The sequence below is a fragment of the Clostridium gelidum genome, assembly GCF_019977655.1.
Lineage (GTDB): Bacteria > Bacillota > Clostridia > Clostridiales > Clostridiaceae > Clostridium > Clostridium gelidum.
Genome location: NZ_AP024849.1, coordinates 4,059,232 through 4,084,924, shown reverse-complemented (window position 1 = coordinate 4,084,924; position 25,693 = coordinate 4,059,232). Strand labels below are relative to the sequence as shown.

The following is a 25,693-nucleotide window of genomic DNA, read 5'->3' as shown; positions in this document are numbered from 1 at the left end:
GGTGAAATGATCTTGGTTGTGCTGCGCACTTTTTTTAACTGTGTATATTTTTTTAATTATAATTAAGTTAAGTATTATTGTCAAAGTAAAAAAGGATTACATAAAATAAATACAAACATATTATATATAAATATTTATTATATATGTAAAAAAATATTTGAATATGTGTGATAAATTTATTAAAATGTATAAGTGAACTTATTTTTGTATATATAATATTAAAAAAATGTGATTTGGTAAATTTAGCTATGTTAATGAGTAGAAGATTGTTATAGGAAAGAAATAGTAAATAAATAATTTTGAAATATATGTTTTTTGTGTGATAATAATATTGAATAAAGTATTAGTAGGAAAAATGTTTAGAATTGAAAAGTATGTGAGGTGACAATGCGTGATAGGATTAATAGGTATTAGAAAAAATACTCCACTAGAAATTAGAGAAAAGTTTATAATAAAACCTAAAAAACACAAAGAATATATGCAAGAGTTACGTAAGGAAATGAAAGAAATAGTTCTTTTAGCCACTTGCAATAGAACAGAAATTTATTTTAATGCTTCTTTAAATGACGAAGAATTATTAAAAAAGATTTTTGAGATTTTTAATTGGGATTGTGAATATGAACAATATATTTTTATAACTACATATCAAGACGTTTATAGGCATTTATTTGAAGTTTGTTGTGGCTTTCATTCTAAAATATTAGGAGAGGATCAAATTTTAGGTCAAGTCAAGGAGGCTTATGAAGAAGCTTTAGATATAAAAGCAGTTTCTTTAGAATTACATAGGTTGTTTCAAGAAGCTATAACCTGTGGGAAAAGATTTAGAAAGGAATCTAAATTATTTGAGATACCAGTATCATCAGCTTCAATAGTTGTAAATGAAGCTGTTAATCATGGGTGCACTAAATTCATGATATTTGGATATGGAGAAGTTGGACAGCTTACTATGAAGTATTTGCTTTCCCATGGGGCAAAGCTAGTTTATTTAGTCGTTAGAAATAATAAAATTAAAGATGAAATACATGATGAAAGAATTAATATAATTAGGTTTGAAGAAAAGAATAAATATATAGATGAAGTTGAATGCCTTATAGGTTGTACATCAGCACCTCATCCAGTGGTGAGAAAATCAGATATTAATGAACAGGGAAATAAACTTATAATATATGATTTATCTGTTCCAAGAGATGTGGAAAAAGAAGTTGCTTTGTTAGAGAGAACAGAAGTGTATAATATTGATACTATAAGTTATATAAATGACAAAAATAAAAAATTACGAAAAGAAAAGATGGAAAAACATAAATTTATTATGACTAAGTATCTGAAAGAATATGAAGATTGGCTTAAACTCAGAAGCATTTCACCTAAAATTAAAAGATTAAAAGCTTTTGGAACTGAAATTTCAGAAAAAAGAATTAAAACTTTTGCACATAAAAGTGATAATGAAAAAGACATAATGTTAGCTAATAAGTTAATTAAAAGTACATCAGATTTTTACATAAATAGAGCCATTGATGTTATTAAAGAAGAAACTCTAAAAGGATGTGGTGAAGAATGTATGAAAATAATAGAAAAGATATTTACAATGAAGAAATAGACTATTCGTATATTTCATTAATATCTAATAAACTTAGAGTTGGAATAATTGGTGGAGGAAAAGCTGGTGCAATAAAAACTAAGCATTTTGTGAATAATAAATGTAATGTTTATGTATTGTCACAGACTTTTAGTGAAGAAATAATTGAGATTTCAAAAGCTTCAATGGGACGACTGAAACTTATAAATGAAGAATTTAGTTATGGGTTTTTAAAGGATAAACATCTTATAATTATTGCTTTAAATGATAAAAGTTTAAAAGATAAAATAAAGAAATATTGTGATGAGAATTGCAAAATATATATAGATTCCTCTAATTTTACAGATGGAATGGGAGTCGTTCCGATTCAAAGGAATACAGAAAATATAACTTTTGCATTGAATACCAAGTATGGTAATCCAAAAGGTGCAGTTTTAGTTTCTAATAAAGTGGAAGAATTGTTAGAATCATATGATGACTTTATTGAGTTTATAGGCAAAATAAGAAATAGGGCAAAAGAATTTCCGCAATATAAAAATGAGATAAGTAGATTTATTGGGACTGATGATTTCAAAATAATTTTTGATGAAGGTAAATGCGAAAGTGTATTAAAAATTAATTTTCCAAAAGAAATTGTAGATTATTTGCTTAAATAATAAGGGATGTTCAAAGAAATAACAAGTCAGTATGCTAGTCTGTTTTGCATCATACTGCGTCGCTAAGTCTCACTAATAGCTTGCTATGAGCAAGTCTTAGCTCCTTGTCTGACGCAAAATATACATCGCATATTTGACCTGTTATTTTCTTTCACATCCCTAAAGACAATTTTAAAGAAATAGGTATGGAGGAATATTGGATAATGAATAAATTAATCATAGCAACAAGAAAAAGTAAGTTGGCTCAAACACAAACAGAAATAATAATGAAAAGTTTAAAAGATAAATTTAATATAAATAGTGAAAAATTACTTATAGTTACAGAAGGGGATAGAAATTTAGACGTTTCTTTAGCTAAAATTGGAGGAAAAGGACTGTTTGTTAAAGATATAGAAATTGCACTTTTGGATAAAAGAGCAGACGGAGCAGTTCATAGCATGAAAGATGTTCCTTATGAATTAAATGATGAGTTTGAAATTGCATCTATTACTGGAAGAGAAGATGTTAGAGATGTTCTTATTTCAAAGGATAATATACCTTTCAAAGAACTACGACGGGGAGCAACAATTGGAACGAGTAGTATAAGGCGAGCTTGTGAGCTTAAATTACTTAGAGACGATTTAGAAATAGTTTCAATTAGAGGGAATGTACAAACTAGATTGAAAAAAATGAAAGAGCAAAATTTAGATGGAATAATATTAGCTGCGGCAGGATTAAAAAGGTTAAATGAAGAAAACTTAATAACTGAATATTTTGATCCAAAAGAATTTTTGCCAGCAGTTGCTCAAGGGGCACTTGGTATAGAATGTTTAAAGTTAAGCGAAGCTAAAGAGTATTTTAAACAATTAGAAGATTTAAATGCAAAATTAACTGTAGAAGCTGAAAGAAGTTTTATGAGAAAATTAAATGGTGACTGCCATAGTTTAATTGGATCATATTCAGAAATTCAAGGAAATGATTTATATATGATTGGAATATATGATGTGGGTGGTAAAATAGTTAAGAAGGATATTTTAGGAAGCATAGATGAACATATTGAGGTTGGGAGAAGATTGGCACAAAAGATATTAGATATATAGATACTCAAGGTGGAAATCGTACTTATGTGGATAATCAGCCGAAATAAGGAGCATGATTTTGTTCCGGTTTCTAGTTGGGTATATTTTGATAGTATAAGTATAATTTAGGAGTTGGGTATCTATATTGAGTTAATAATATGAATTAAGGTTATTAAAAACTAAGGAGAATATTAATATATATAGTGAAAAATATCAAATTGTTGGAATAGGAGAATTATAATATGAGTAAGGTATATATAATAGGAACAGGTCCAGGAGATGAAGAATTATTGACATTAAAGGCTGTTAGGGTTTTAAAAGAATGCACAGCGGTATTATATGATAGATTAGTTTCAAATAATGTATTAAATTATTTGAATGAAAATTGTGAAATTTATTATTGTGGTAAAGAGCCGGGGGCTCATTCTAAAACACAAGAGGAAATTAATGAACTTATAGTTAGTCTCGCAAAAAAAGGTCATATAGTTGGAAGAATTAAAGGTGGAGATCCTTATGTGTTTGGAAGAGGCGGAGAAGAAGTACTTGCTTTAGCTAAGGAAAACATATCTTTTGAGGTAATTCCGGGAGTAACATCTCCAATAGCAGTTTTAAATTATGCTGGAATTCCAATAACTCATAGAGGCATAGCACAAAGTTTTCATGTTGTAACAGGTAAATCTGCACAAGATTTGAATGTGAATTTTAAAGCTTTAGCTGCTGAAGAAGGAACTTTAGTTTTTATGATGGGTTTAAGTAATTTAGATAATATAGTTAGAGAGCTTATAGATAATGGAAAAGATTCATCTACGCCATGTGGTGTTGTAATGAGGGGAACCTCAGCCAAACAAAAAAAGGTTATAGGAACTTTAGATAATATTTCACAAAAAGTAATGGATGCAAAACTAAAATCACCGTGTATAATTGTGGTTGGAGAAGTTGTAAGCTTAAGTGAAAGCTTAAACTGGTATGAAAGTAAGCCGTTATTTGGAAAAAATATATGTATTACAAGATCTAAAAAACAATCTGAGAATTTAAAAAATAGATTAGTTGAATTAGGAGCAGAGGTTACAAGCTTTAATTCAATAGAAATAAAAGGTAGTACAAATAATTTATACAGTTATATAAATAAATTAGGAGACTATGATCATATGGTATTTACGTCTGTAAATAGTGTAGATATATTTTTTGATTATCTAATTGAAAAAGATTATGATATAAGAGGAATTAAAGCAAAAATTTCTGCTATTGGGCATGCAACAGCAAAAGCTTTAAATAAAAGAGGAATTATATGTTTTGCAAAAGCTAAGGAATTTGCTTCAGAAGGTTTAATAAGCATATTGAAACCACATTTGAAAGAAAACGAAAAATTACTTTTGCCATGCTCAGCTAAGAGTAGACAATATATATATGAGGAACTTACAAAAACTGGTGTAGAAGTAGATAAAGTATATTTATATGATACAGTTTGCGGAACTGTAGCAAATAAAAAATCTTTTGATGAAGTAGATATAGTATTTTTTACAAGCCCATCAACAGTTAAAAATATGGTGGATATGGTAGGCTTAGAAGAAATTAAAAAGAAACAAGTTATATCTATAGGACCAAAGACTAATGAATCATTAAAGGAATTTGGAATAGAAGCAACAGTATGTAAAGAGCATTCGGAGGATGGATTTTTAAAGGAAATAATGAATTTATTAAAGAATTAATATAGAAAAGACTCAAAGGGTAATTAGAAAATTTAAGGATATTTAATTTGGATATAACTATAAAATGTTACACAACAGGAGATTATGGTGAAGAAAATTTATATATAAACATTGAAAGGATGATGAATTTGTGGAAAATAACTTACATATAAATGCAAATAGATTTTTGGGCTTTGCTAATGTTTATGATAATGCACGACCAAAATGTCCTGAAAAAGTTAAAGAGATATTACTTAAATATTTAGGAAAAAGTCCATCTGTTGTTGTAGACTTGGGATGTGGTACTGGCCTTTCCACAACAATTTGGAGTGAAGTAAGCAATAAAATCATTGGTATAGAACCAAGTAAAGATATGATTAAATTAGCGATAGAAAAGGCTTCTGACTTAGAGAATGTTAATTTTGTTTCTGGATTTTCAGATAACACTGGATTAGAAAATAGTTCTGTAGATATTATTACATGTTCTCAATCATTTCACTGGATGAATCCAGAAACCACATTGAATGAAGCGTCAAGAATATTAAAGAAAGGTGGTGTTTTTGCAGTTTATGATTGTGATTGGCCACCTGTATGCAATTGGGAAGCAGAATTTGAATATAAAAAACTTTTTGAGAAAGTTACGGAAATTGAATCCACATATCCGAATGTTAAAGACAGTTTTATAAAATGGGACAAAGAAAATCATCTTTCTAATATTGAAAATAGTTTGAATTTTCGATATGTAAGAGAAATTGTTTTTTCAAATACTGAAATTTGTAATGCACAAAGGTTTATTGAAATTGCTTTGAGTCAAGGAGGACTGCAATCTATCATAAAATCTAATAAAGATGAAATAAATCCATTTATATTGACTTTTAAAGAGAAAATTATTGATATTTTTGGTGCTGTTGAATTTAAAATAGATTTCTGTTACCGTATGAGGATTGGAGTTAAATAGAAAAATACTGCACAACATTCTTATAAGGCGAATTATTATAATATATACATTAAAAAGTATAAAAAGAAAGGAAGTGAGTACTTTAGTGGCTGTGGGATTTGTGTTATTATACTGCACTCACTAAAGACAAATTATGATTAAAAGAGGGCGAAGACTTAGAGCTAATTCAGCTATTCGTGATATGGTTAGAGAAATAACTTTAAGTTCAAAGGATTTTATTTATCCTATTTTTGTTGTTGAAGGACAAAATATAAAAAATGAGATTTCTTCATTGGAAGGAAATTATCATTTTTCGATTGATAGATTACATGAGGTAATTAAGGAAATTCAAGAAGCTGATATTGCAGGGGTTTTGATTTTTGGAATACCAGAGCATAAGGATGAATGTGGTTCTGAAAGTTATAATGATAATGGAATTGTTCAACAAGCAATAAGAGAAATAAAAAAAATAGATAAAAATTTACTTGTTATAACAGATGTTTGCATGTGCGAATATACATCTCATGGCCATTGTGGAATAGTCCATGATGAATATGTAGATAATGATGAAACTCTTGAATACTTGTGTAAAATTTCTGTATCCCATGCAAAAGCTGGTGCAGATATAATTGCACCTTCTGATATGATGGATGGAAGAATTGGAGCTATAAGAAATGCACTAGATGAAAATGGATTTAAAAATATTAGCATAATGAGTTATTCTGCAAAATATTGTTCAGCATTTTATGGACCATTTAGAGATGCAGCAAATTCTACACCTCAATTTGGAGATAGAAAAACATATCAAATGGACCCAGCAAATAGAATGGAAGCACTTCGTGAAACACAAATGGACATAGAAGAGGGTGCAGATTTTATAATGGTGAAACCTGCTCTTGCATATTTAGATATAATTAGGGATTGCAAAGAAAACTTTAATATGCCACTTGTAGCTTATAATGTAAGTGGAGAATACGCTATGGTTAAAGCAGCAGGGAAGCTTGGACTTATTGATGAGGAAAGAGTAATGATGGAAACATTAACTTCTATTAAAAGAGCTGGGGCAGATACGATTATTACATATCATGCGCTAGAAGCAGCAAAAGTTTTAAAAAGATAAGTACTTAAAATTTATCTGATGTCCAGCCGCTGTAACACTCCCACTTCTATAAGTGGGAGATAACAGCGGCACGACCCTAGACGAGGTACCCCTTGGGGGTATAAGTTCAACTAAGATTCAGATGGGGAGCAAACCCCACCTGAATCAAGTTTCACTTGATAGATATTATGCGCACTGAGGAGGAATTGTAATGAAAAACCTTGAAATATTTGAAGAATCAGAAAAGTATATGCCAGGTGGGGTTAATAGTCCAGTTAGAGCTTTTAGAGGAGTGAATTTAAATCCTCCTGTTATAAAATCGGGAAAAGGTGTTATAATTAAAGATGAAGATGATAATGAATATATTGATTTTGTATTAGCATGGGGACCATTAATTCTTGGACATTGTGATGAGGATGTTGTATGTGCTATTCAAGAAACAAGTTCAAAATCAATAGCATTTGGAGCACCAACAAAATTGGAATTAGATTTAGCAAAGTTTATTTGCACGAGTGTTGATAATGTTGAAATGATTAGGATGGTTAATTCAGGTACGGAAGCTACTATGAGTGCAGTAAAGCTTGCAAGAGGATACACAAATCGAAAAAGAATAGTTAAATTTGCTGGATGTTATCATGGACATTTTGATGGATTCTTAATAGAAGCTGGATCTGGTGTTATGACAGGGGGAATTCCAGGCTCCCTTGGAGTACCGAATGAAAGCATAGAAAATACTTTAATAGGTATATATAATGATGAAAATCAAATAAGAGAGCTTTTTAAAGAATATGGAAATGAAATTGCTGGAGTTATTATTGAGCCTGTAGCTGGTAATATGGGAGTAATAAAGGCAGAAGAAGATTTTATGGAAACTTTAAGAGAACTTTGTGATACCTATGGTGCATTACTGATTTTTGATGAGGTAATGAATGGATTTAGAGTAGCATTTAAAGGGGCTCAATCTTTATTTAATGTTAAACCTGATTTAGTTGCTTATGCTAAAATAATGGGGGGTGGACTTCCATGTGGAGCATATGGTGGAAGAAAAGAAATAATGGAAAACTTATCACCTCTAGGCGGGGTATATCAAGCAGGAACTATGTCAGGGAATCCAATTGTAATGGCAGCAGGACTTGCAACATTAACAAAGCTTAAAAATAATTTGAGTTATTATGACCATATTGAAAATATAGGTATCAAACTTCAAGAAGGAATATTAAGTATATCAAAAAAATATAACCTTCCAATAGTAATGAATAGAGTTGGAGGAATGATGACAATATTCTTTACTGAACTAAAAGAAGTTAGAACCTATGATGATGTTAAGAAATGTAATGTAGATAGATTTAATAGATATTTTGAGCATATGATAAAGAGTGGAATAAATATAGCTCCATCACAATTCGAAGCTGTATTTTTAAGTGTAAAGCATGAAGAAAATCATATTAATATTTTCTTGAAAACTTTTGAAAAATTTGCAGCAGCTGAAGCTTTAAGGAACTTATCTTAAATAGTTTATAATAATACTCACAAAAGGATGACCTAAATATGAATAAAATTAATTATCAAAAAGAATTAGATTGTTTAATAGAAAATTTAGTAAAAGATAAAAAAGTCCCAACATTACTTTTGCATAGCTGTTGTGCACCCTGTAGTAGTTATGTACTTGAATATCTATCACAATACTTTAAAATAAGTATTTTCTTTTATAATCCTAATATATACCCTTTAGAGGAATACTCAAGAAGAGTAGCCGAACAAAAAGGACTTATTTCAGCGCTTAAGGTTAAGCATGAAATAAGATTTATTGAAGGCAGATATGATACAGAAAATTTCTATAAGATATCAAAAGGATTAGAAGAAGAAAAAGAAGGTGGGAGTCGGTGCTTTAGGTGTTATGAGTTAAGACTTAAAGAGGCAGCAATTATAGCTAAAGAAGAAGGTTATGATTACCTTACAACTACTTTATCTATAAGTCCTTACAAAAATGCACAAAAATTAAATGAAATTGGTGAAGAATTATCAGAGGAATATAACATAAAATATTTATATTCAGATTTTAAAAAGAAAGAAGGATATAAACGTTCTATAGAACTTTCTGCTGAATATAACCTATATAGGCAAGATTATTGTGGATGTGTATTTTCTCAAAATGAAAGAATGAATTCAACTAAATTATAAATTAAATTTTAAATATTGTATACAGACTATAAAAACATGGTATATTTAGATTAGAATATTATAATGTAGAAAGGATAGGATTAATATGTCTGATAAAATTATAGACTTTAATGAATTAAAAAATAAAGCAAAGGATAAGGACATAGATAAGTTCGAAGATTACATATATTCTATGTACTATAACCTTGCTGAAGGCAAGATGAATATGGCAGATTTCTCTAAAAATATAATGTCATATATGCAAGATAATGATATATCCCAAGATAAGTTACTTAATATACAAAAAAAAATCTTAGAGAGATATGGATTTGATTCGTCTTCTATAGATGAGCAATTTAAGATTCCAGGATTTAATATGAATAGCTCAGGATTAAATTATGAAACTATGAAAAAGACTATTAGCTTTCAAGAAAAATATAAAAGTAGAATATCTACTAAAGCAATGTCTGAATATTTTATAAAGAATGAAAAAAATGATCTTAAAGTACTGCTAGAAAAAGAAGATGTAATACTAATAAGCGAAAAGAATATAGATTTAAATGATAATGAGCTAAATGAATTCTTATGCTCATATAAAAAAGTTATTGAAGATAATAAAATACAAATAGTATTATGTGAAAATATAAAAAGTTATGAATATTAGAAATTAATAAATGCCATACAAAATCTGTGTACAGATTTTGTATGGCATTTATAGTTTTTTGATTGTGCCTAAAACAAATTTTTGCTATAAAGGAGAATTAAATATTACAAACTTTAATAGTCCTTCTGATATAGAAACAATGTCATCAGTTGAAATCGTTGATAAATCATGAGCAGTGCTATTTAAAGTAATTAGTTCTGCTTTAGCATTTGATTCAATACATTTATCATAAAGTTTTTTTGAACTTTCGTAAGGAACCATGGTATCTAAATTACTATGAATTATTAAGGTGTTCGGAATTGTAGAAGTAACATAAGTCATAGGGTTAAATTTCTTAATTATATTATCTTTATTTGTAATTGATGAAAAGATCTTTGACAAATCAAAGTTTAAATCTGTAGTATTTAAAAGGCTTAAATCAGTAGGACCAGAAAAATCGATCAAATACTTGACTTTTGATGGATAATTGCTTAACTGTGTATCACCTACAAAGTCTTCATCATTACTATAACTTGCCATAAGGGAAAGATAAGCGCCAGAGGAAACACCAATAACTCCGATTTCTTCTGTATCAATATTATAAACAGATTTGTTTTTATATATCCACCTTATGGTATCTTTCACATCTGAAATTTGTTTGTTAAAGTTTTCTGTGTTTTTCATAAGTTCATAAGATGTGCTTATGATTGTATAACCTTGTTCGCGAAATGTATCAAGTACCGGACTTAACGCAACAGGAATACTTTTATCACCATAAGCAAAGCTTCCACCATGAACATATAAGAGTACAGGTGAAGATTTATAAACTTGCTTAATTGGACCATAAATATCTAGTGTTAAAGAAACACCATTAGTGTTTTTATAAACAACATCACTATAATTCATAGAATTTGAAAAAGTTGTAATATCAAGTTCTTTGGTTGTCCATATATCATCCTTTAAAGAAATATACTTTTCACCAATGCCATAACATAACATTATTCTTTTTTGAAATACTATAGTGAAAATAATAATTGAAATAAATAAAATTAAAAAAAATATTTTCAAAAATTTTTTCATAATAAAAATTCGCCTAATTATAAAACAAATTAGATATAAATCGAATTAAATTAGGACTATCCTTTCTTAAAACTTATATTAGGCACAATCAAAAAATAACAAGTCCATTTGCCAGCCTATTTTCCATCATGCTGCGTTGGCAAATTGACCTAATAGGCCTGCTATGAGGGCAATTCGTCTCCTTGCCTGATGAAAAATATTCATGGCAACTTTGGACTTGTTATTTATTTTCATGTGCTTTATAAATTATAACATAAGAAGTGAAAATAATTCATAAATTAAGAAATTTGTAATTTTCTTGAATATAGTAGATTTTTATTTGCATAAAGTAAAAATAAAATCATAAATAATATTTTGCATTAATATGAATATTAATAATATATAAGTATAAAATTATCAATCCTTTTGAAAGGAGTAGACATGAGTAATCCTTTTGATGTACTTGTTTATTTAGATGAAAATTTAGTCAGAAATTTATCGTCACTAGTATTAACAGGATTTATAGAAACAATAACAAAAACTCAAGCTTTTGATAGAACAATATCTGCAGGATTTCACCAAGGAGACAGGATTGAAAGCTCTAACCAAGGAAGTGTTACAAAAAATGAGAGAGAAGGTTTTAAAGATAAAAATAAATTAGAAGCTAATACTGATTTTGAACACCATCATATGGAGAAAGATATAGATTCAAGACAATGTATAAGAGAAGAAAAAGAAGTTAAAACTACCTATACAACGTTTGTGTTAAATGGCAATTTAATTGACTATCTTAATGAAAATGATCAATTGCAACATAAGAACGAGATGGATATAGAAAATAATAATATAGCTAGTGGTGATTTAATTGAAATTGAAGGAATAATAACCAACAAAGGTGTTTTGTCATATATTGATACATTGATAAATTTAATAACGATATTTGGGACTGATTATTTAAATACATTATCAAAAGACTGCAAAGAAAATATTGATTTTTCGATTTTTTTAAAGATGTTAACATATATAAAAAGTATTTTAACTTATAATAATACTCAAGATTTAATAATGAAAAGTGGAAATGGAGTTGCAATTTTAACTGTAAATAAAGATAATTTTATGAATAACAGATGTAGTGTATTTGATAATATCAATTGTCATTGCAAGGTTGTAGGAAAGGTAATAAAAACTTGTAGTGATGAATGTGATTCCATAAGTTTACTTAGAAAAACAGGTCAGGAAGAGTTTTATGAAAACTTTTTAAAAAAATGCACACCACTTTTAGAATGCTTAAAGAAAAATGATATTTTAGTGCCAGAATGTCCAAATTTAAGAATAAATGAATGTGCAATTCAAATAATGCCTTTGAATATTTATATGTAAATAGTTTCATAAACAATTATTATGTATTTTACACAAAAACACTTGTGTATCTATTGAATACATGATAATATATATTACAAGTGAAATATGTTTATATATAATAAAATTTGTTGATGAAAAAGGATATATATTCATATTTATGGCAGATTAAAGAAAATAGCAAGTTAAAATATACCAACATATGACTTGTTATTATTTTTGAATCGCTAAGAATACAATTTTGAGGTGAGATTAGAATGAAGTTTAGAAGTACTAGAGGATTAGAAAAAGATATGACATCTGCTGAGGCCATAATTAATGGACTTTCAAAAGATGGAGGGCTATATGTACCAGATGAATTTCCTAAGGTATATGATGAATTAAAAAAAGACACAAAAATCAAATATGAAGATTTAGCATTTAAGATTATTAATGAATATTTCACAGACATTGATGATGCAGAATTAATGGGGGCAATTAATGATGCATATAATGATAGATTTAATGTAGAAGTTAAAAATAACTTTTTAGAATTATATCATGGACCAACTTGTGCATTTAAAGATGCAGCATTATTATTTTTACCACAAGTTATGAAAAGAGCTAAGAAAATCTGTGATGTTAAAGAAGATATAACAATTCTTACTGCAACATCAGGAGATACTGGAAAAGCTGCACTTGAGGGTTTTGCAAATGTTGAAGGCTTTAAAGTTGTAGTTTATTATCCTAAAAATGGGGTTAGTGCAATTCAAGAGAGACAAATGTCAAGTCAAGAAGGAAACAATGTTAAGGTCGTTGGAATAAAGGGAAACTTTGATGACGCTCAAACTGGAGTAAAAGAAATATTTGGAGATGATGATTTTAGAGCAGGGTTAGCTCAAAAAGGATTTATTTTATCATCTGCAAACTCAATTAACATTGGAAGACTTGTACCTCAAATAGTGTATTATTTTTATGGATATTTTAATTTAGTAAATCAAGGGGTAATAAAAAAAGATGATGCTATAAATGTAGTGGTTCCAACAGGTAACTTTGGAAATATTTTAGCAGGATATTATGCTAAACAAATGGGATTACCAATAGATAAATTTATTTGTGCATCAAATGAAAACAAAGTTTTAACAGACTTCTTTGAAACAGGGGTATATGATAAGAAGAGAGAACTTGTTTTAACAGAATCACCATCAATGGACATACTTGTTTCATCAAATCTTGAAAGATTATTATATGAAGCAAGCGGAAGAGACACTGAAGTTGTTAGTCAATTGATGAAAGATTTAAATACTAAAGGTGTTTATGAAGTAAATGAAAAAATCAAAAACTTTATAAAAGAATTCTATGGAAACTTTGCAAATACTGAAGAAGTATATGCAGCAATAAAAGAAGTTTATGAAAAAGACAATTACTTAATGGACACACATACTGCAGTAGCATATGTAGTTAAAAATAAATATGTAGAAGAAACTAAAGATGATAAACCAGCTTTAATACTTTCAACAGCAAGTCCATTCAAATTCCCAGCAAGCATTTGTAATGCTCTTAATATTGATATTGAGGGAATAAATGATTTTAAAGTGTTGGAAGAGTTATCAAATAAAACAAATAATAAAATACCAAATAGCTTGAGCACTTTGGAAACAGCTAAAGTATTACATGATGAAGTTTGGGATAAGTCAGAAATGAGAGATGCTCTACTTTCTTACTTAAATTCATAGGGGAAGAGATGCGTATGATTAAAGTTAGAGTACCAGCTACATCAGCAAATATGGGCCCAGGATTTGATTCGCTTGGAATAGCGTTAAATCTATATAATGATTTTGAATTCAGAGAATTAGAAGAGGGTTTAAAATTCAAGGGAATGCCAGAAGAATTCTGTAATGAAAGAAATATAATTTATCAAGCAATGAAACTTTGTTTTGATAAAGCGGGCTATAAAATAAAAGGATTAGAAATAAGTGAAATCAAGCAAGATGTACCAGTAGCTAGAGGCCTTGGAAGTAGCTCTACATGTATAGTTGGGGGACTAGTAGGAGCTAATGAAATCTTAGGCAAGAAGTTTACTGATAATGAATTATTAGAGATGGCAGTAGAAATTGAAGGTCATCCAGATAATGTTGCGCCAGCACTACTTGGGGGTATGGTTGTTGCGATAGTTGATGAAAATAAGACTTTTTACGATAAAGTAGATGTAAAGAAGGGAATTAAGTTTGTTTCAATAATCCCTAATTTTAGATTATCTACAAAAAAAGCAAGAAGTGTAATTCCAAAAGAGATAAGCTTAAAAGATGGTGTTTATAACGTTTCAAGAGCAGCTCTTATGGTAGCATGTTTTTCAAGTGGTAAATATGAATTGATAAAATATGCATGTAAAGATGCCTTTCACCAAAACTACAGAAGTAAGTTAATTCCTGGTTTTGAAGAGGTATATAATAAGAGCTATGAATTAGGAGCATTAGGGTGTTACTTAAGTGGAGCAGGTCCAACAATCATGGCAATTATTAACGAAGAAGATAAGCGCTTTAGCAATGAGCTTAAAGAATTTTTAAAAATAAAAGAATTGGAATGGGATATATTAGAGTTATCTATTGATGATGCGGGGGCAACCATTATAGAAGGTACAAACTAATGAGTGGAGATTACTTAGTTATAGATAAAAGGGTTTTACCTGACGTTTATGAAAAAGTTCTTTATGCAAAAAAACTTTTAAAAGATGGAAAGGTAAAAGAAATAACAGAAGCTGTAAAGATAGCAGGCATAAGCAGAAGTGTATATTACAAATATAAAGACTTTGTATTTGAGTTTTCAGAAACTTCAGAAGGCAGAAAAATAACTTTTAACATTATATTGAAAAATGAAAAAGGGGTTTTATCTAATATTAGTAATTATATAGCAGAGCAAGGAGGAGATATATTGACAATAAATCAAGGTATACCTCTAAATGGATATGCTAATTTAAGTATAACAATAGATCTATCAACTGTGGATGGAGATATAAAAACATTAACTGATGGATTGCTTAACATTCATAATGTGGAGAAAGTTGAGTTTGTCGGTATGGAATAAAAGATAATAGCTTTGAAGTGATGGGGGTCACTTTAAGGCTATTATTATTTTCGTTTTTATATATAGAGCATTATATCAATAAAAACCATAGTTTTAAAGAATGATATATTATATTAGAGTTAATTATGATATATAGATCATCTGTTTATATATTATTTATATATCATTTATAAAAAGATTACACATGACTTTTATAATTAAATTAAGCTATTAATGCATAAATTTAAAAATTACAAATTTACAGGTTAATAGATAAAAAATAAAAGGAGATGTAAACTATGAAAAGTAAAAAAATTAAGACAATAATGGTTACGGCATTAACTGGGTGTATGTTATTATCAGTTACTGCAGTCGCATCAGCAAGTGGAGCTTCAGGATATGAAACATATAAAAGTGCAGCAAAAAATTTAGCAGTTACTAGCAATGCTACATTCCAAACATCATTTGAAGTAAAAGATAATGGAAATACTGACATTTCAGGAACTAGTGTAGAAAAGCTTGAAGGTGCTAATAATTCTTCAATTACAAATATAAAAATTGAAGATGTTACAAAAGAAACTGAGACAAGTAGAATAGATGGTAAATCTATTGTAAAGGATGGAGAAAATTATTATTCTAGTGATAGTAATGGTAAAACGAAAAATGGGAAAGTTGAGAGAAAATTTGATGCTTCATCAAGTAAATCAAAACTAGGAGAAATGGTTTTAGATACTCTAGTTGGAGATGTTAAAAATCAATTTGTTGTAGACGGAGATACAATTAGCGTAAATCTTGAGGGTGCACAAATTCCTGAACTTGCAAAATTAGCTATTTCAGCAGCTGTTGAAGAGGCAAATAATAAAAAAGATTTTAATAAAGGTGAAGATTCAAAAGATGGATTAAAAGATGCATTGAAAAGTATAACAAATTTAAAAAATGTAGATGTTAAATCTTTGAGTATGACTGCCAAAGTAAATGGAAGTACATTGACTGATAATGCCTTTAAAATTGTAATTACTGGCGAAGATGAAAGTGGTGTTTCGCATGAATTTGAAGTATCAGCAGATACTACTATTAGTGGTGTGAATTCAACAAAAGCAGATTCAATTGATACAACAGGTAAGCAAGTACAAACTATGCAAGATAAAATGAACAATAAACAACACTCAAAATAATAAATATTAATATATAGATCACTACAGTGGAAACTAGGATTATGTATGTATTCCTAGAAATTTGATACAAATGTAGTTAAGTATAAGAACTGTCTCAAAATTTAATTTGAAAAAAAAATAGATTTTTCATTTTAAAATTTTGAGACACTTATTTTTAACGGAAGAGGAGGAATTACTATGGCACCTGTACTTAAAGTGAATGAATTAACAAAGACATATAAAAATGGTCGTGGAATAATGGATATATCCTTTGAAATTGAAAAAGGAGATATTTTGGGTTTACTTGGTCCAAATGGTTCTGGAAAAACTACTACTATGAAAATTATCACTGGTTTGTCATATGCAGACAAAGGAAGTGTTCAAATACTTGGAAGTGATTCCTTAGAAGAAAGTTCAAAGGCATTTAAAGAAATCGGATGCCTTATTGAATCACCAGCAATTTATGAGTATCTTACAGCTAGAGAAAATCTAAAACTTGCAGCAAATTATTATGCAGAAATCAAAACACCAAGAATAGATGATATGCTGCAACAAACAGGATTAACAAAATATGCCAATGAGAAGGCCAAAAACTTTTCCCTTGGAATGAAGCAACGTTTGGGGCTTGCTTTAGCATTAATATCTAAACCTAAATTAGTGATTTTAGATGAACCTACGAATGGATTAGATATAGAAGGAACTGTAGATATTAGAGAAATCATAATGAAACAAGCAAAACTTGGTATAACATTTCTTGTTTCAAGTCATATTTCTCATGAAATAGAACTTATGTGTAATAAAGTTGGTATTATGAAGGATGGAAAATTATTAAATGTAACATCAATGAAAAATGCACTAGATGAATGCGAAACTCTAGAAAAGTATTTTCTTAGCCATGTTGGGAGAAAGGAGGAAGAGATATGAATACAATAAGAATCGGAATAATTAATGAAAGTACAAAAATATTTAAAAGAAGTAAGTACAAAGTATTATTAATTTGTATTGGAATATTAAGTATAGCCTTAGGCTTAATAAGCAATTATACAGGAGGATTAATTAATGTTTCATTATCTAATCTTCCATTAAACATATTATCAATATTGACGAATGTTCTTATTCCATTAATTATTTTTATGGTAGTTGCTGATCTTTTTGCAGCAGAACAAGAAAATGGAACAATTAAAGCTGTGATAACAAGGCCTATAAGTAGAAATGAAATTCTTATTTCTAAGATGATAGCTATTTTAATTTATGTAGCAAGCATTTTAATAATCACATTTATAATAGGTTTAGTTATGGAAATATTCTTTGGAAGAACACAAATCATAAGTATTCCAGAGATTTTTATGGCATATGTTGTATCAATATTACCTATAATACCAACAATTCTCCTTTCCATACTAATATCACAATTATCAAAAAATAGCTCTTCTTCAGTAATGTTTTCAGTGCTAATTTATATTATAATTATGTTAAGCGGAATAATTGTTCCGAAAGTATCCTCAATGATATTTATTTCATATACAAATTGGTATAAACTCTTTATTGGAGCTCAAATGCCAATCAAATCAATTTTAACAATTATAGGATTGCTTTTGGGATATTCATTAATATTTTTTTCAGGAGCGTATGCATTGTTTGAGAAGAAAGAATATTAAAACAACTAGGAGGCACCTCCTAGTTAACATATAAATTAGGGGGAATACCTTATTATGATGATAAAAAAGCGTCTTACTATTTCTAATATTCTTATGTTAGTAGTTCCAGCAATATTAATAGTAGCTATTGCTGGAGGAGTGCTTGAGGGCTTTATAGAGATATATGGTAAAAAGATAAAGGGCTTAGATGATAATAATGGAACTTATTATGTACAGAAAGTTTTAAATTCTTATAGTAAAGATTTAAAAAAAAATAATAAAGAAAATGAAGAAGATGAAAAAATTAAAAAAATTCTTAAAGATGTAGGATATAATTTAATAATTACTAGTGATAACGAAACTATCTTTTCAAATTTAACTGAGGAAGATAAAAATTCTATTTCAAGAATCCAAAGTGATATGGTATCTTCATCAGATTCAATAGTACTTGAAATTAATTCGATTTCTTTAGTCAAAAATTCTTTTATAAATAATGATAAAACAATCAGCATTATTGCTGTTAAAAGCAATAGTTTAATGGGTCATGAGCATATGAAAGCTGAGGTTAGAACTTTTTTTGTTAGTTATATGGGAGTTGTATTTGTAATAGCATTACTTATTATTATATTTACAAATGGTATATTATCCTCACGTGTAGCTAAAAGTTTGATAGAGCCTTTAGATTTATTAAGTTATGGTGCAGGCCAAATTGAAGAAGGTAACCTTGATTTTAAAATGAATTATCAAGGGAATGATGAATTTACAAAGGTTTGTGCTGATTTTGATAAAATGAGAATTAGACTACAAGAATCTGTTGAAATGCAATTGAAATATGAAGAAAATAGAAAAGAGTTAGTTGTAGGAATATCTCATGATTTACGTACTCCGCTTACAACAATTAAGGGATATGTTAAAGGATTAAAAGATGGTGTTGCAAATACTCCTGAGAAATGTGAAAGATATCATGATATTATATATAATAAAGCTTGTGATATGGATATGTTAGTTGATAAATTATTTTTATTTTCTAAGCTAGATACAGGAAAGTTTCCGTTTCATTTTGAAAAAGTATATTGTAATGAATTTTTAAGAAGTTTCTTTAAAAGTGCTTTAGATGAATTTGAAAGAAAAGGTCTTAATTTATATTATGAAAATAGTTGTAATGATAATATTTTGATCAATATTGATTCTGAAGAAATAAATAGAGTTCTAATGAACATACTTGAAAATAGTGCAAAATATAAACTTCGTGATTATGGAAATGTACATATTACAGTAAATAAACAAGGAGATAGTATTGTTTTAAGGATTAAGGACGATGGTCCAGGTGTTTTAGAAGAAAACCTTTCACGTTTATTTGTCAGTTTTTATAGGGAAGATGTAGCGAGAACTAATACAAGTGAAGGTAGTGGACTTGGACTTTCTATTTCTGAACATATAGTAAAGGCACATGGTGGTACAATTGCGGCTCAAAACATGGACGGACTTGTCATTACTATAATATTACCAATAGTTGCCCAAGATTAAGGCACAATCAAAAAAGTGAAACTTTTTAGGTGGAATTTTATATTCTAGATAAAATTAGTTGAGCATACCTTAAGGAAAAAAAGACGAGCACAACAATTTGTCATTCTTTAAATATGCATTAATATAGTTATAATGGGGGAGAAAAATGAGGAAAATATTGATTATAGAAGATGATGAACTTATCGCAGAATTAGAAAGAGATTATCTTGAAATAAATGGATTTGAAACAGAGATAGCAATGACTGGAGATAAAGGATTAGAGCTTGCACTAAATAAGGAATTTGATTTAATACTATTAGATTTAATGCTTCCTAGCACCGATGGATTTCAGATTTGCAGAGAAATAAGAAAGAGTAAAGAGATACCTATAATAATGGTTACAGCAAAAAAAGAATCTATAGATAAGATTAGAGGACTTGGACTTGGAGCAGATGACTATATTGTTAAGCCTTTTGATCCTAGTGAGCTTGTAGCTAGAGTAAATGCACATCTTTCTCGTTATGATAGATTAACGACAGTAGAAAAAAGGGATGACACAGAACTTGGTGTTATAAATTTTGGGAGATTAAAAATATTAACACAGGCATGGAGAGTGTATGTTGATGAAAAAGAAGTCAAATTTGCAAACAAAGAATTTGAACTGCTATTATTTTTAGCGACTAATCCTAATATTGTATTTTCAAAGGCAACTCTTTTAGATAGAATTTGGGGGCTAGATTGTTTTGGTGATGTTGCCACTGTTACAGTTCATATTAATAGAATAAGAGACAAGATTGAAGAGGATAGTAGTAACCCTAAATTTATAGAAACTGTATGGGGTGCAGGCTATAGATTTAAAATATAGATTTTCAGAGTAGTTTGAAAATTCATTTAACGTTTTTTGAATAATAAATTATAAGTTTTACTTATTTAATTAGGGTTTGCTCAGCAAGCCCTAGTTTTATTTAAAAAATTATATATTTTTATTCCATCTATTATTTTCAATGATTACTAATATGTTAGCATCTGCTAATTAGATAATTGAAATTGTTTCTTAGAATATTCAATATTATTTGAGAAATTGAGATTAAAATTAAAAATAGCAGAGCAAACAATAGAACTAATTTCAACACAGTGTGTAATATCCCATAAATAAGATGCTTGACCTTTAGTATATTTAAGTAATGTATCTTCAATTGAAGTTTTTATTGAAGATATGTTATTTAAAGTTAAGTTCATATTATGTGATTTTTTATGAAACTTGTTCTTGAAAATATCAAAATTTGAAAATAAATGCTTTTGTAATTCACGTTCATATTTTAAATGATATGAAATATTGCCAATTGAGCCAGTAATGTGAGAATTACAGCAAAAGTCACAAAGATAGTGAACAACTATTCCTAGTTGCATTGAATGATAAGCATTAAACTTTTTCACTGAAATAAGCTCTTCTATTTTCTTTGTAATGTATTCAAGAGATTTTTGCATATAATGAGGATGAGTTTTAACAAGCCAACTTTGATCAACCATTACAAGACCAAAATTAAACATAAACTTAGAAAATCCCTTTGGAATAATATTCATATTTCTAATTAAAGATAATTCTGCTAATTTAACATGAGTTTTTACTTTCATAATTAATCTCTCCTCGTATTATAAATTTTGTATATAAATAAATTAAAGCATAGTAATGTTAATTGCTGATTAAATTTTAAAACAATTTTGTAAATTTACTCTAAATCAAATATAAACAATATATAAATTCAGTTGTTTAATTTGCTTTGTCAGATTTATATAATATATTACGAAATATATTATATAAATCAAATTTGATAGAAAGAAGGTGCACTTTGATTTCTGATATTGAATTACTAAAATTATTGAATAATAAGCCTGAGACAGGTCTCAAAATGATGATGGATAACTACATGGCACTTATTTATACAATAATATTTAATAAACTTTCAGGCATTTATTCAAAAGAAGATATAGAGGAATGCGTAAGTGATGTATTTTTTGAAGTATTTCATTATAAAAATAGAATTGATTTACAAAAGGGATCAGTTAAAGCATTTCTGGCAATTATAGCAAAAAGAAAAGCCATAGATATGTATAGGAAAAATAAAAATAATCAGCATATTCCTATAGACGATGTATCAGAAACTTTATATACCATGGTAGATGAAGTAGCAGATTCAATCTTATTAAAAGAGAGCAATTTACTATTAATAGATGCTATAAAATCTTTAGGAGAACCTGATAGTGAAATAATTATAAGAAAATATTATTTATATCAAAGTTCAAAGGATATTTCTAAGAATATTGGTTTGAAGGTTAATACTATTGATAAAAAAGTATCAAGATGTATGCAAAAACTAAAAAAAATATTGGGAGGGATTTTATAAGTGGACGATAAATTATTTGACATATTAGATGATTTAAATATAAGGGATACTAAATTACTATTAGATGAAGATATTAAATTATCATTAGATTCTTCTACTAGGAAGCGTATTGAAAAGTCTATAAAGAAAAAGACAGGCTGTTATAGAGAAAGCAATGTAAATAAAGAAAAAATTAATAATATTTTAGGAGGTATTTTTATGAAGAAAAAAATAGCTTTAGCATTATCTGCTGCAGTGATTTTAAGTTTAGCAGGCGGTGGATATGCATATGCTAAAACCCCAGTGGCATATGTTAGCATGGATATTAATCCAAGTGTTGAATTAGGTGTAAATGCTTTTGACACGGTAGTATCAGTTGAAGCGTATAATAAAGATGGTGAAAAAATATTAGAAGGTACTGATTTAGTAAACACTGATGTTAAGGCTGCTGTTAGTGCTGTAATTTCAAATGCAATTTCTGAAGGGTACATAACTCAAGATGTTACAACTACATCTGCAGTTGTAGTTGAAATTACTACATCTACAGACAAGGAAAGTGTGGCAACTGAATTGAATGAATCTTTAAAAGAAGTTGCAGAGGTAACATTAGATAACAATGATGTGGATGCAGAAGTTGAAACTGAAAAAGTGGCTCTTGTAAGAAGAGATGAAGCTAGAAAACTTGGAATAACACCTGGTAAGTTAAATCTTATACAAAAACTTCAACAATTAGATTCAGCAATAACAATAGAAGACTATAAAGATAGTTCTGTAAAGGACATACAAAAGAAAACTAAAGAATTAAGAAAAAATAATAAGAGTCAAGAGACTACTACAGAGGATAGTACAAGCACTGATACAAAAGCTGATGTAGCTACTGATGCAACTGCAGATACAGTTACAGAACAAGCAACTTTATCTGAAACATCAAATGATTTAGAGGAAGCTAAAATTGTAGAACAAGAAAAAAATAATAATGGTAATGCTAAAAAAGAGGAAAATAATAATGTAAATAGTAATAGTAAAAAAGAAGAAAATAGTAATACCAATGGAAATGAAGAAAAAAAGACTACAACCACTACAACTGAAAAACAAAATAACAGCAATAATGTAAAGTCACAAGAAAATAGCAATTCTTCAAAGTCAGAAAATAGTAGTAGCTCAGACTCAAAAGGTAATAGTAGCAATAGCAACGTTTTAAAAGCAAGCGATAGTTATAATGGAAATTCAAGCTCAGAAAATAAAGGTGATAATAAAAATAAAAATTAGGATAATTAAATAAGATACATCAAAAAATAGCAGATCGATTTATATCGGTTTGTTATTTTTTATATGATTAAATATAGTTTGATAAATTTGTTCTAAATATGGGGTTACATAACATATTAGTATTTAGAATGAAATAATACAATTGCAATATAAATTTGAATTTATTTAACAATTATATTTATTATTGCTAAATAATTAGAGGAAAAAATGATTTGGTGTAGAATAAGTAAAGTAAGCAGAGAAAATAAAAAAAATGGGGGTGGAACAAATGGGATAAGTAAAAAATATTTTTTAAATACCAATAAAAATTTATATATCAATGAATAAATTCCATTGGTCTGAGAACGTTAACATAAAAATGACCCGAAATAACTATGCAAAATAATGTTTAGATAAGATGTTTGTACTCGCTTAAATAATTGGAATACTAATTATAAAACATTCAAATAAATGTGAAGACATAATTATTATATTTGTTAAAGGGGAGAGTTATATGGGAAAAAAATATGTTATGTTTGTTGATGAAAGAGGCTTTTTAAGTACGGATAGAATTAATAATTTTTCAATGATTGGAGTGATATTTGAACACGATTATTGCATGGATTTAAAAAATAAACAATGTGAATTAAAAACAAAAATTGATAAATACAAGGAAGAAGTATTTGGTAAGAAAAATATTAATATTTTTTTAGATGATATTATAGTTAATGAAAAGGTTTTAAAAAAATATAATGAAGCAAAAAGAAAAGAATTTTTAGATGGACTACCATTCCTATTTAAAGGTTTAAAATTTACTATAATATCAAGTACAATAAAACAAGATATTAAAAATATAAAAGAATCATATGATATAGCAACTAACAATTTATTTAAAAATTTCAACTCATTCATCGTAAAGAAAAATGGGGAATGTGGTACGATAATTATGGAAGCTAGGGACTCAAAGACTAGATATACAGTACAACAAAGTTTTTTTGATGTATATAACGAGAGAAATTTAAGTATGTCAGAGGATATGGAAAATAAAATTAATGCATTCATTGTATCTGAAAAAGATAATGAAAAATATGGATTAGGCATAGAAATATCAAATATATTAAATAATATATTCTTTAGAGTTTCAAATGGGTTAAGAGAATTTGATAGTAAACTAATGTCATATATTGAATATGGGAATACTGATAAAATATTTAATGTAATAAAGCACAAAATTTATAAGGATACAGCAGTACAGATATCTCATAAACAATTAGAAAAGATTTCTTATAATAGTATAGAAACATTTAACAAAGAATTAAAAACATTAAAAGAACAATTAGAGCATAAAGATACAAAAATTAGTCAAAAAGAAAAAGAAATTAGTGAATTATCAAATGAAATTCACTTTTTAAATCAACAATTGGAAGAAGCTTTATTAAGTAGGAAAAACGATAGTATAATATTTCAAATACTTTCAGATATAGATTTTAAGATGAAAAGAATTGAGAAGAAAGCTCTAGTTGCGAAAAATTAAGAAAAATAAAATGCCTTAGGGGTTTCCCTTTAAGGCATTTATTTTTTTATTTTGGTGAAAAATCACTAGGAGATTTATGGAAAATATTTTTAAAGGAACGAAGAAAGCATGAGTAATCATTAAAACCGCATTGTATATAAGTTTTAGTAATTGGTTCTCCATTCTTTATAAGATCCTTTGCCATTAAAAGTCTTTTTTGCATTACATAGTTATGAAGAGTATATCCAGTTTCTTTTTTAAATTTATGCATAAGATGATATTTACTAATATAAAATTCTTGAGATAAAAATTCGATGGAAAGATCAGTGCATAAATTACTGTTAATATATTTTAAAATCTTTTCAATTTGTTTGTCATATTTAAGTGCTTCATCTTCTATAGTATACATATTACCAAGATGTATTCTGTTTAAGTAGATAAGTAATTGAATAAAAAGTGAATTATTCAAAAGCTTACTCCCAAAGTCATTAGAATGAAGAGATGCTTCAAGGGATTTTATTATGAACTTTATATAATTTTGAAATTCAGCTTCTAATCTAATAAGATTGAAGCTTTTTTCATTTGCTAACTTAAAACATGTTGAAAGGTCACAGTTTTCATAATTGTGATTTTCTATAAAATGTGAATTAGCCCAAATTACTATTCGTTCATAAGTTTTAGAAGAATCAATAATAGGTTTATGAACATCATGATTATTTACAAGCAAGATGTCCCAGGGTTTTAAATAATAAGCTTTTCCTTCAATTAAATAAGTCACTGTACCAGAAAGAAATATTATTATCTTATTAAAATCATGGTAATGAAATTCAAAATCCTGATTTTTTTTATCTTTTAAGTGAAATAATTGAAAATCTTTGTTTAAGTATCCCAATTTATTACTAGAATCGTTGTCATGCATATTAAAAATATCCTTCCTAATAAATTAATTATTATGTATAGCTGAAGAACTACAA

Annotated in this window: 24 protein-coding genes; 21 read left to right on the top strand and 3 right to left on the bottom strand. The window is 27.9% G+C overall.

Features of this window, described 5'->3' with window-relative positions; all coding sequences use genetic code 11:
• The first annotated feature begins 391 nt into the window (after window positions 1–391).
• The 9 genes from hemA (at window position 392) to psyc5s11_RS18715 (ending at window position 9,838) form a co-directional block, all read left to right on the top strand.
• Window positions 392–1,597, top strand: coding sequence for a glutamyl-tRNA reductase (gene hemA, locus psyc5s11_RS18755; protein WP_224034008.1), 1,206 nt, complete (start codon window positions 392–394; stop codon window positions 1,595–1,597).
• The gene (locus tag psyc5s11_RS18750) at window positions 1,555–2,232 is read left to right on the top strand and encodes an NAD(P)-dependent oxidoreductase (protein ID WP_224034007.1); all 678 of its coding nucleotides are present in this window, start codon (window positions 1,555–1,557) and stop codon (window positions 2,230–2,232) included. Before hemA ends, psyc5s11_RS18750 begins: the two co-directional genes overlap by 43 nt.
• A 203-nt stretch (window positions 2,233–2,435) precedes the next feature.
• Window positions 2,436–3,311 carry a hydroxymethylbilane synthase gene (gene hemC, locus psyc5s11_RS18745; RefSeq protein WP_224034006.1) on the top strand — a complete coding sequence of 292 codons (876 nt, stop codon included), beginning with the start codon at window positions 2,436–2,438 and terminating at the stop codon, window positions 3,309–3,311.
• Window positions 3,312–3,532: 221 nt separating this feature from the next.
• The gene (gene cobA, locus psyc5s11_RS18740) at window positions 3,533–4,999 is read left to right on the top strand and encodes a uroporphyrinogen-III C-methyltransferase (protein ID WP_224034005.1); all 1,467 of its coding nucleotides are present in this window, start codon (window positions 3,533–3,535) and stop codon (window positions 4,997–4,999) included.
• A 130-nt stretch (window positions 5,000–5,129) separates the two neighbouring features.
• Window positions 5,130–5,936: a class I SAM-dependent methyltransferase gene (locus tag psyc5s11_RS18735; protein WP_224034004.1), complete on the top strand. Its 807-nt coding sequence runs from the start codon at window positions 5,130–5,132 to the stop codon at window positions 5,934–5,936.
• 133 nt (window positions 5,937–6,069) lie between these two features.
• A complete protein-coding gene (gene hemB / locus psyc5s11_RS18730; protein WP_224034003.1) occupies window positions 6,070–7,035 on the top strand; it encodes a porphobilinogen synthase in 966 nt (321 codons plus the stop codon).
• A 190-nt stretch (window positions 7,036–7,225) separates the two neighbouring features.
• On the top strand, window positions 7,226–8,524 hold the full coding sequence (gene hemL, locus psyc5s11_RS18725; protein WP_224034002.1) for a glutamate-1-semialdehyde 2,1-aminomutase: 1,299 nt from the start codon (window positions 7,226–7,228) through the stop codon (window positions 8,522–8,524).
• A gap of 38 nt (window positions 8,525–8,562) precedes the next feature.
• Window positions 8,563–9,195: an epoxyqueuosine reductase QueH gene (locus psyc5s11_RS18720; protein ID WP_224034001.1), complete on the top strand. Its 633-nt coding sequence runs from the start codon at window positions 8,563–8,565 to the stop codon at window positions 9,193–9,195.
• Between the two features lie 85 nt (window positions 9,196–9,280).
• Window positions 9,281–9,838, top strand: a complete 558-nt coding sequence (locus tag psyc5s11_RS18715) for a DUF3867 domain-containing protein (protein WP_224034000.1) — start codon at window positions 9,281–9,283, stop codon at window positions 9,836–9,838.
• 84 nt (window positions 9,839–9,922) lie between these two features.
• Here psyc5s11_RS18715 and psyc5s11_RS18710 read toward each other — a convergent pair whose 3' ends face one another.
• Window positions 9,923–10,897 (bottom strand): alpha/beta hydrolase, encoded by a 975-nt coding sequence (locus tag psyc5s11_RS18710; RefSeq protein ID WP_224033999.1) that lies wholly within the window; start codon window positions 10,895–10,897, stop codon window positions 9,923–9,925.
• A 420-nt stretch (window positions 10,898–11,317) separates the two neighbouring features.
• Here psyc5s11_RS18710 and psyc5s11_RS18705 point away from each other — a divergent pair, with 420 nt between their 5' ends.
• From psyc5s11_RS18705 to psyc5s11_RS18665, 9 genes are all read left to right on the top strand, one after another.
• Entirely contained in the window at window positions 11,318–12,256 is a 939-nt protein-coding gene (locus psyc5s11_RS18705) for a DUF6414 family protein (protein ID WP_224033998.1), read from the top strand.
• A 236-nt stretch (window positions 12,257–12,492) separates the two neighbouring features.
• Window positions 12,493–13,950, top strand: coding sequence for a threonine synthase (thrC, locus tag psyc5s11_RS18700; protein WP_224033997.1), 1,458 nt, complete (start codon window positions 12,493–12,495; stop codon window positions 13,948–13,950).
• 14 nt (window positions 13,951–13,964) lie between these two features.
• Window positions 13,965–14,861: a homoserine kinase gene (gene thrB, locus psyc5s11_RS18695; protein ID WP_224033996.1), complete on the top strand. Its 897-nt coding sequence runs from the start codon at window positions 13,965–13,967 to the stop codon at window positions 14,859–14,861.
• The gene (locus tag psyc5s11_RS18690; RefSeq protein ID WP_224033995.1) at window positions 14,861–15,298 is read left to right on the top strand and encodes an ACT domain-containing protein; all 438 of its coding nucleotides are present in this window, start codon (window positions 14,861–14,863) and stop codon (window positions 15,296–15,298) included. The genes thrB and psyc5s11_RS18690 overlap by 1 nt, the downstream gene beginning before the upstream one ends.
• 278 nt (window positions 15,299–15,576) lie before the next feature.
• Window positions 15,577–16,452 (top strand): hypothetical protein, encoded by an 876-nt coding sequence (locus psyc5s11_RS18685; RefSeq protein ID WP_224033994.1) that lies wholly within the window; start codon window positions 15,577–15,579, stop codon window positions 16,450–16,452.
• A 177-nt stretch (window positions 16,453–16,629) separates the two neighbouring features.
• Window positions 16,630–17,355 carry an ABC transporter ATP-binding protein gene (locus psyc5s11_RS18680; protein ID WP_224033993.1) on the top strand — a complete coding sequence of 242 codons (726 nt, stop codon included), beginning with the start codon at window positions 16,630–16,632 and terminating at the stop codon, window positions 17,353–17,355.
• On the top strand, window positions 17,352–18,089 hold the full coding sequence (locus psyc5s11_RS18675; protein ID WP_224033992.1) for an ABC transporter permease: 738 nt from the start codon (window positions 17,352–17,354) through the stop codon (window positions 18,087–18,089). The genes psyc5s11_RS18680 and psyc5s11_RS18675 overlap by 4 nt, the downstream gene beginning before the upstream one ends.
• A 54-nt stretch (window positions 18,090–18,143) precedes the next feature.
• Window positions 18,144–19,595, top strand: a complete 1,452-nt coding sequence (locus tag psyc5s11_RS18670; RefSeq protein ID WP_224033991.1) for a sensor histidine kinase — start codon at window positions 18,144–18,146, stop codon at window positions 19,593–19,595.
• Window positions 19,596–19,740: 145 nt separating this feature from the next.
• Complete coding sequence (locus tag psyc5s11_RS18665; RefSeq protein WP_224033990.1) at window positions 19,741–20,439, top strand: response regulator transcription factor; 699 nt, start codon at window positions 19,741–19,743, stop codon at window positions 20,437–20,439.
• A gap of 164 nt (window positions 20,440–20,603) precedes the next feature.
• Here the strand turns inward: psyc5s11_RS18665 and psyc5s11_RS18660 are convergent, their stop codons facing one another.
• Window positions 20,604–21,209, bottom strand: a complete 606-nt coding sequence (locus tag psyc5s11_RS18660) for a zinc dependent phospholipase C family protein (protein WP_224033989.1) — start codon at window positions 21,207–21,209, stop codon at window positions 20,604–20,606.
• Between the two features lie 215 nt (window positions 21,210–21,424).
• Between psyc5s11_RS18660 and psyc5s11_RS18655 the strand changes: the two genes are divergently transcribed.
• The 3 genes from psyc5s11_RS18655 (at window position 21,425) to psyc5s11_RS18645 (ending at window position 24,740) form a co-directional block, all read left to right on the top strand.
• Window positions 21,425–21,979 carry a sigma-70 family RNA polymerase sigma factor gene (locus tag psyc5s11_RS18655; RefSeq protein ID WP_224033988.1) on the top strand — a complete coding sequence of 185 codons (555 nt, stop codon included), beginning with the start codon at window positions 21,425–21,427 and terminating at the stop codon, window positions 21,977–21,979.
• The gene (locus psyc5s11_RS18650; protein ID WP_224033987.1) at window positions 21,980–23,227 is read left to right on the top strand and encodes an anti-sigma-I factor RsgI family protein; all 1,248 of its coding nucleotides are present in this window, start codon (window positions 21,980–21,982) and stop codon (window positions 23,225–23,227) included.
• Between the two features lie 493 nt (window positions 23,228–23,720).
• The gene (locus psyc5s11_RS18645; protein ID WP_224033986.1) at window positions 23,721–24,740 is read left to right on the top strand and encodes a DUF3800 domain-containing protein; all 1,020 of its coding nucleotides are present in this window, start codon (window positions 23,721–23,723) and stop codon (window positions 24,738–24,740) included.
• 46 nt (window positions 24,741–24,786) lie between these two features.
• On the opposite strand, the gene psyc5s11_RS18640 is transcribed toward psyc5s11_RS18645, so the two are convergent.
• Entirely contained in the window at window positions 24,787–25,638 is an 852-nt protein-coding gene (locus psyc5s11_RS18640; protein ID WP_224033985.1) for an AraC family transcriptional regulator, read from the bottom strand.
• Window positions 25,639–25,693: the final 55 nt, after the last annotated feature.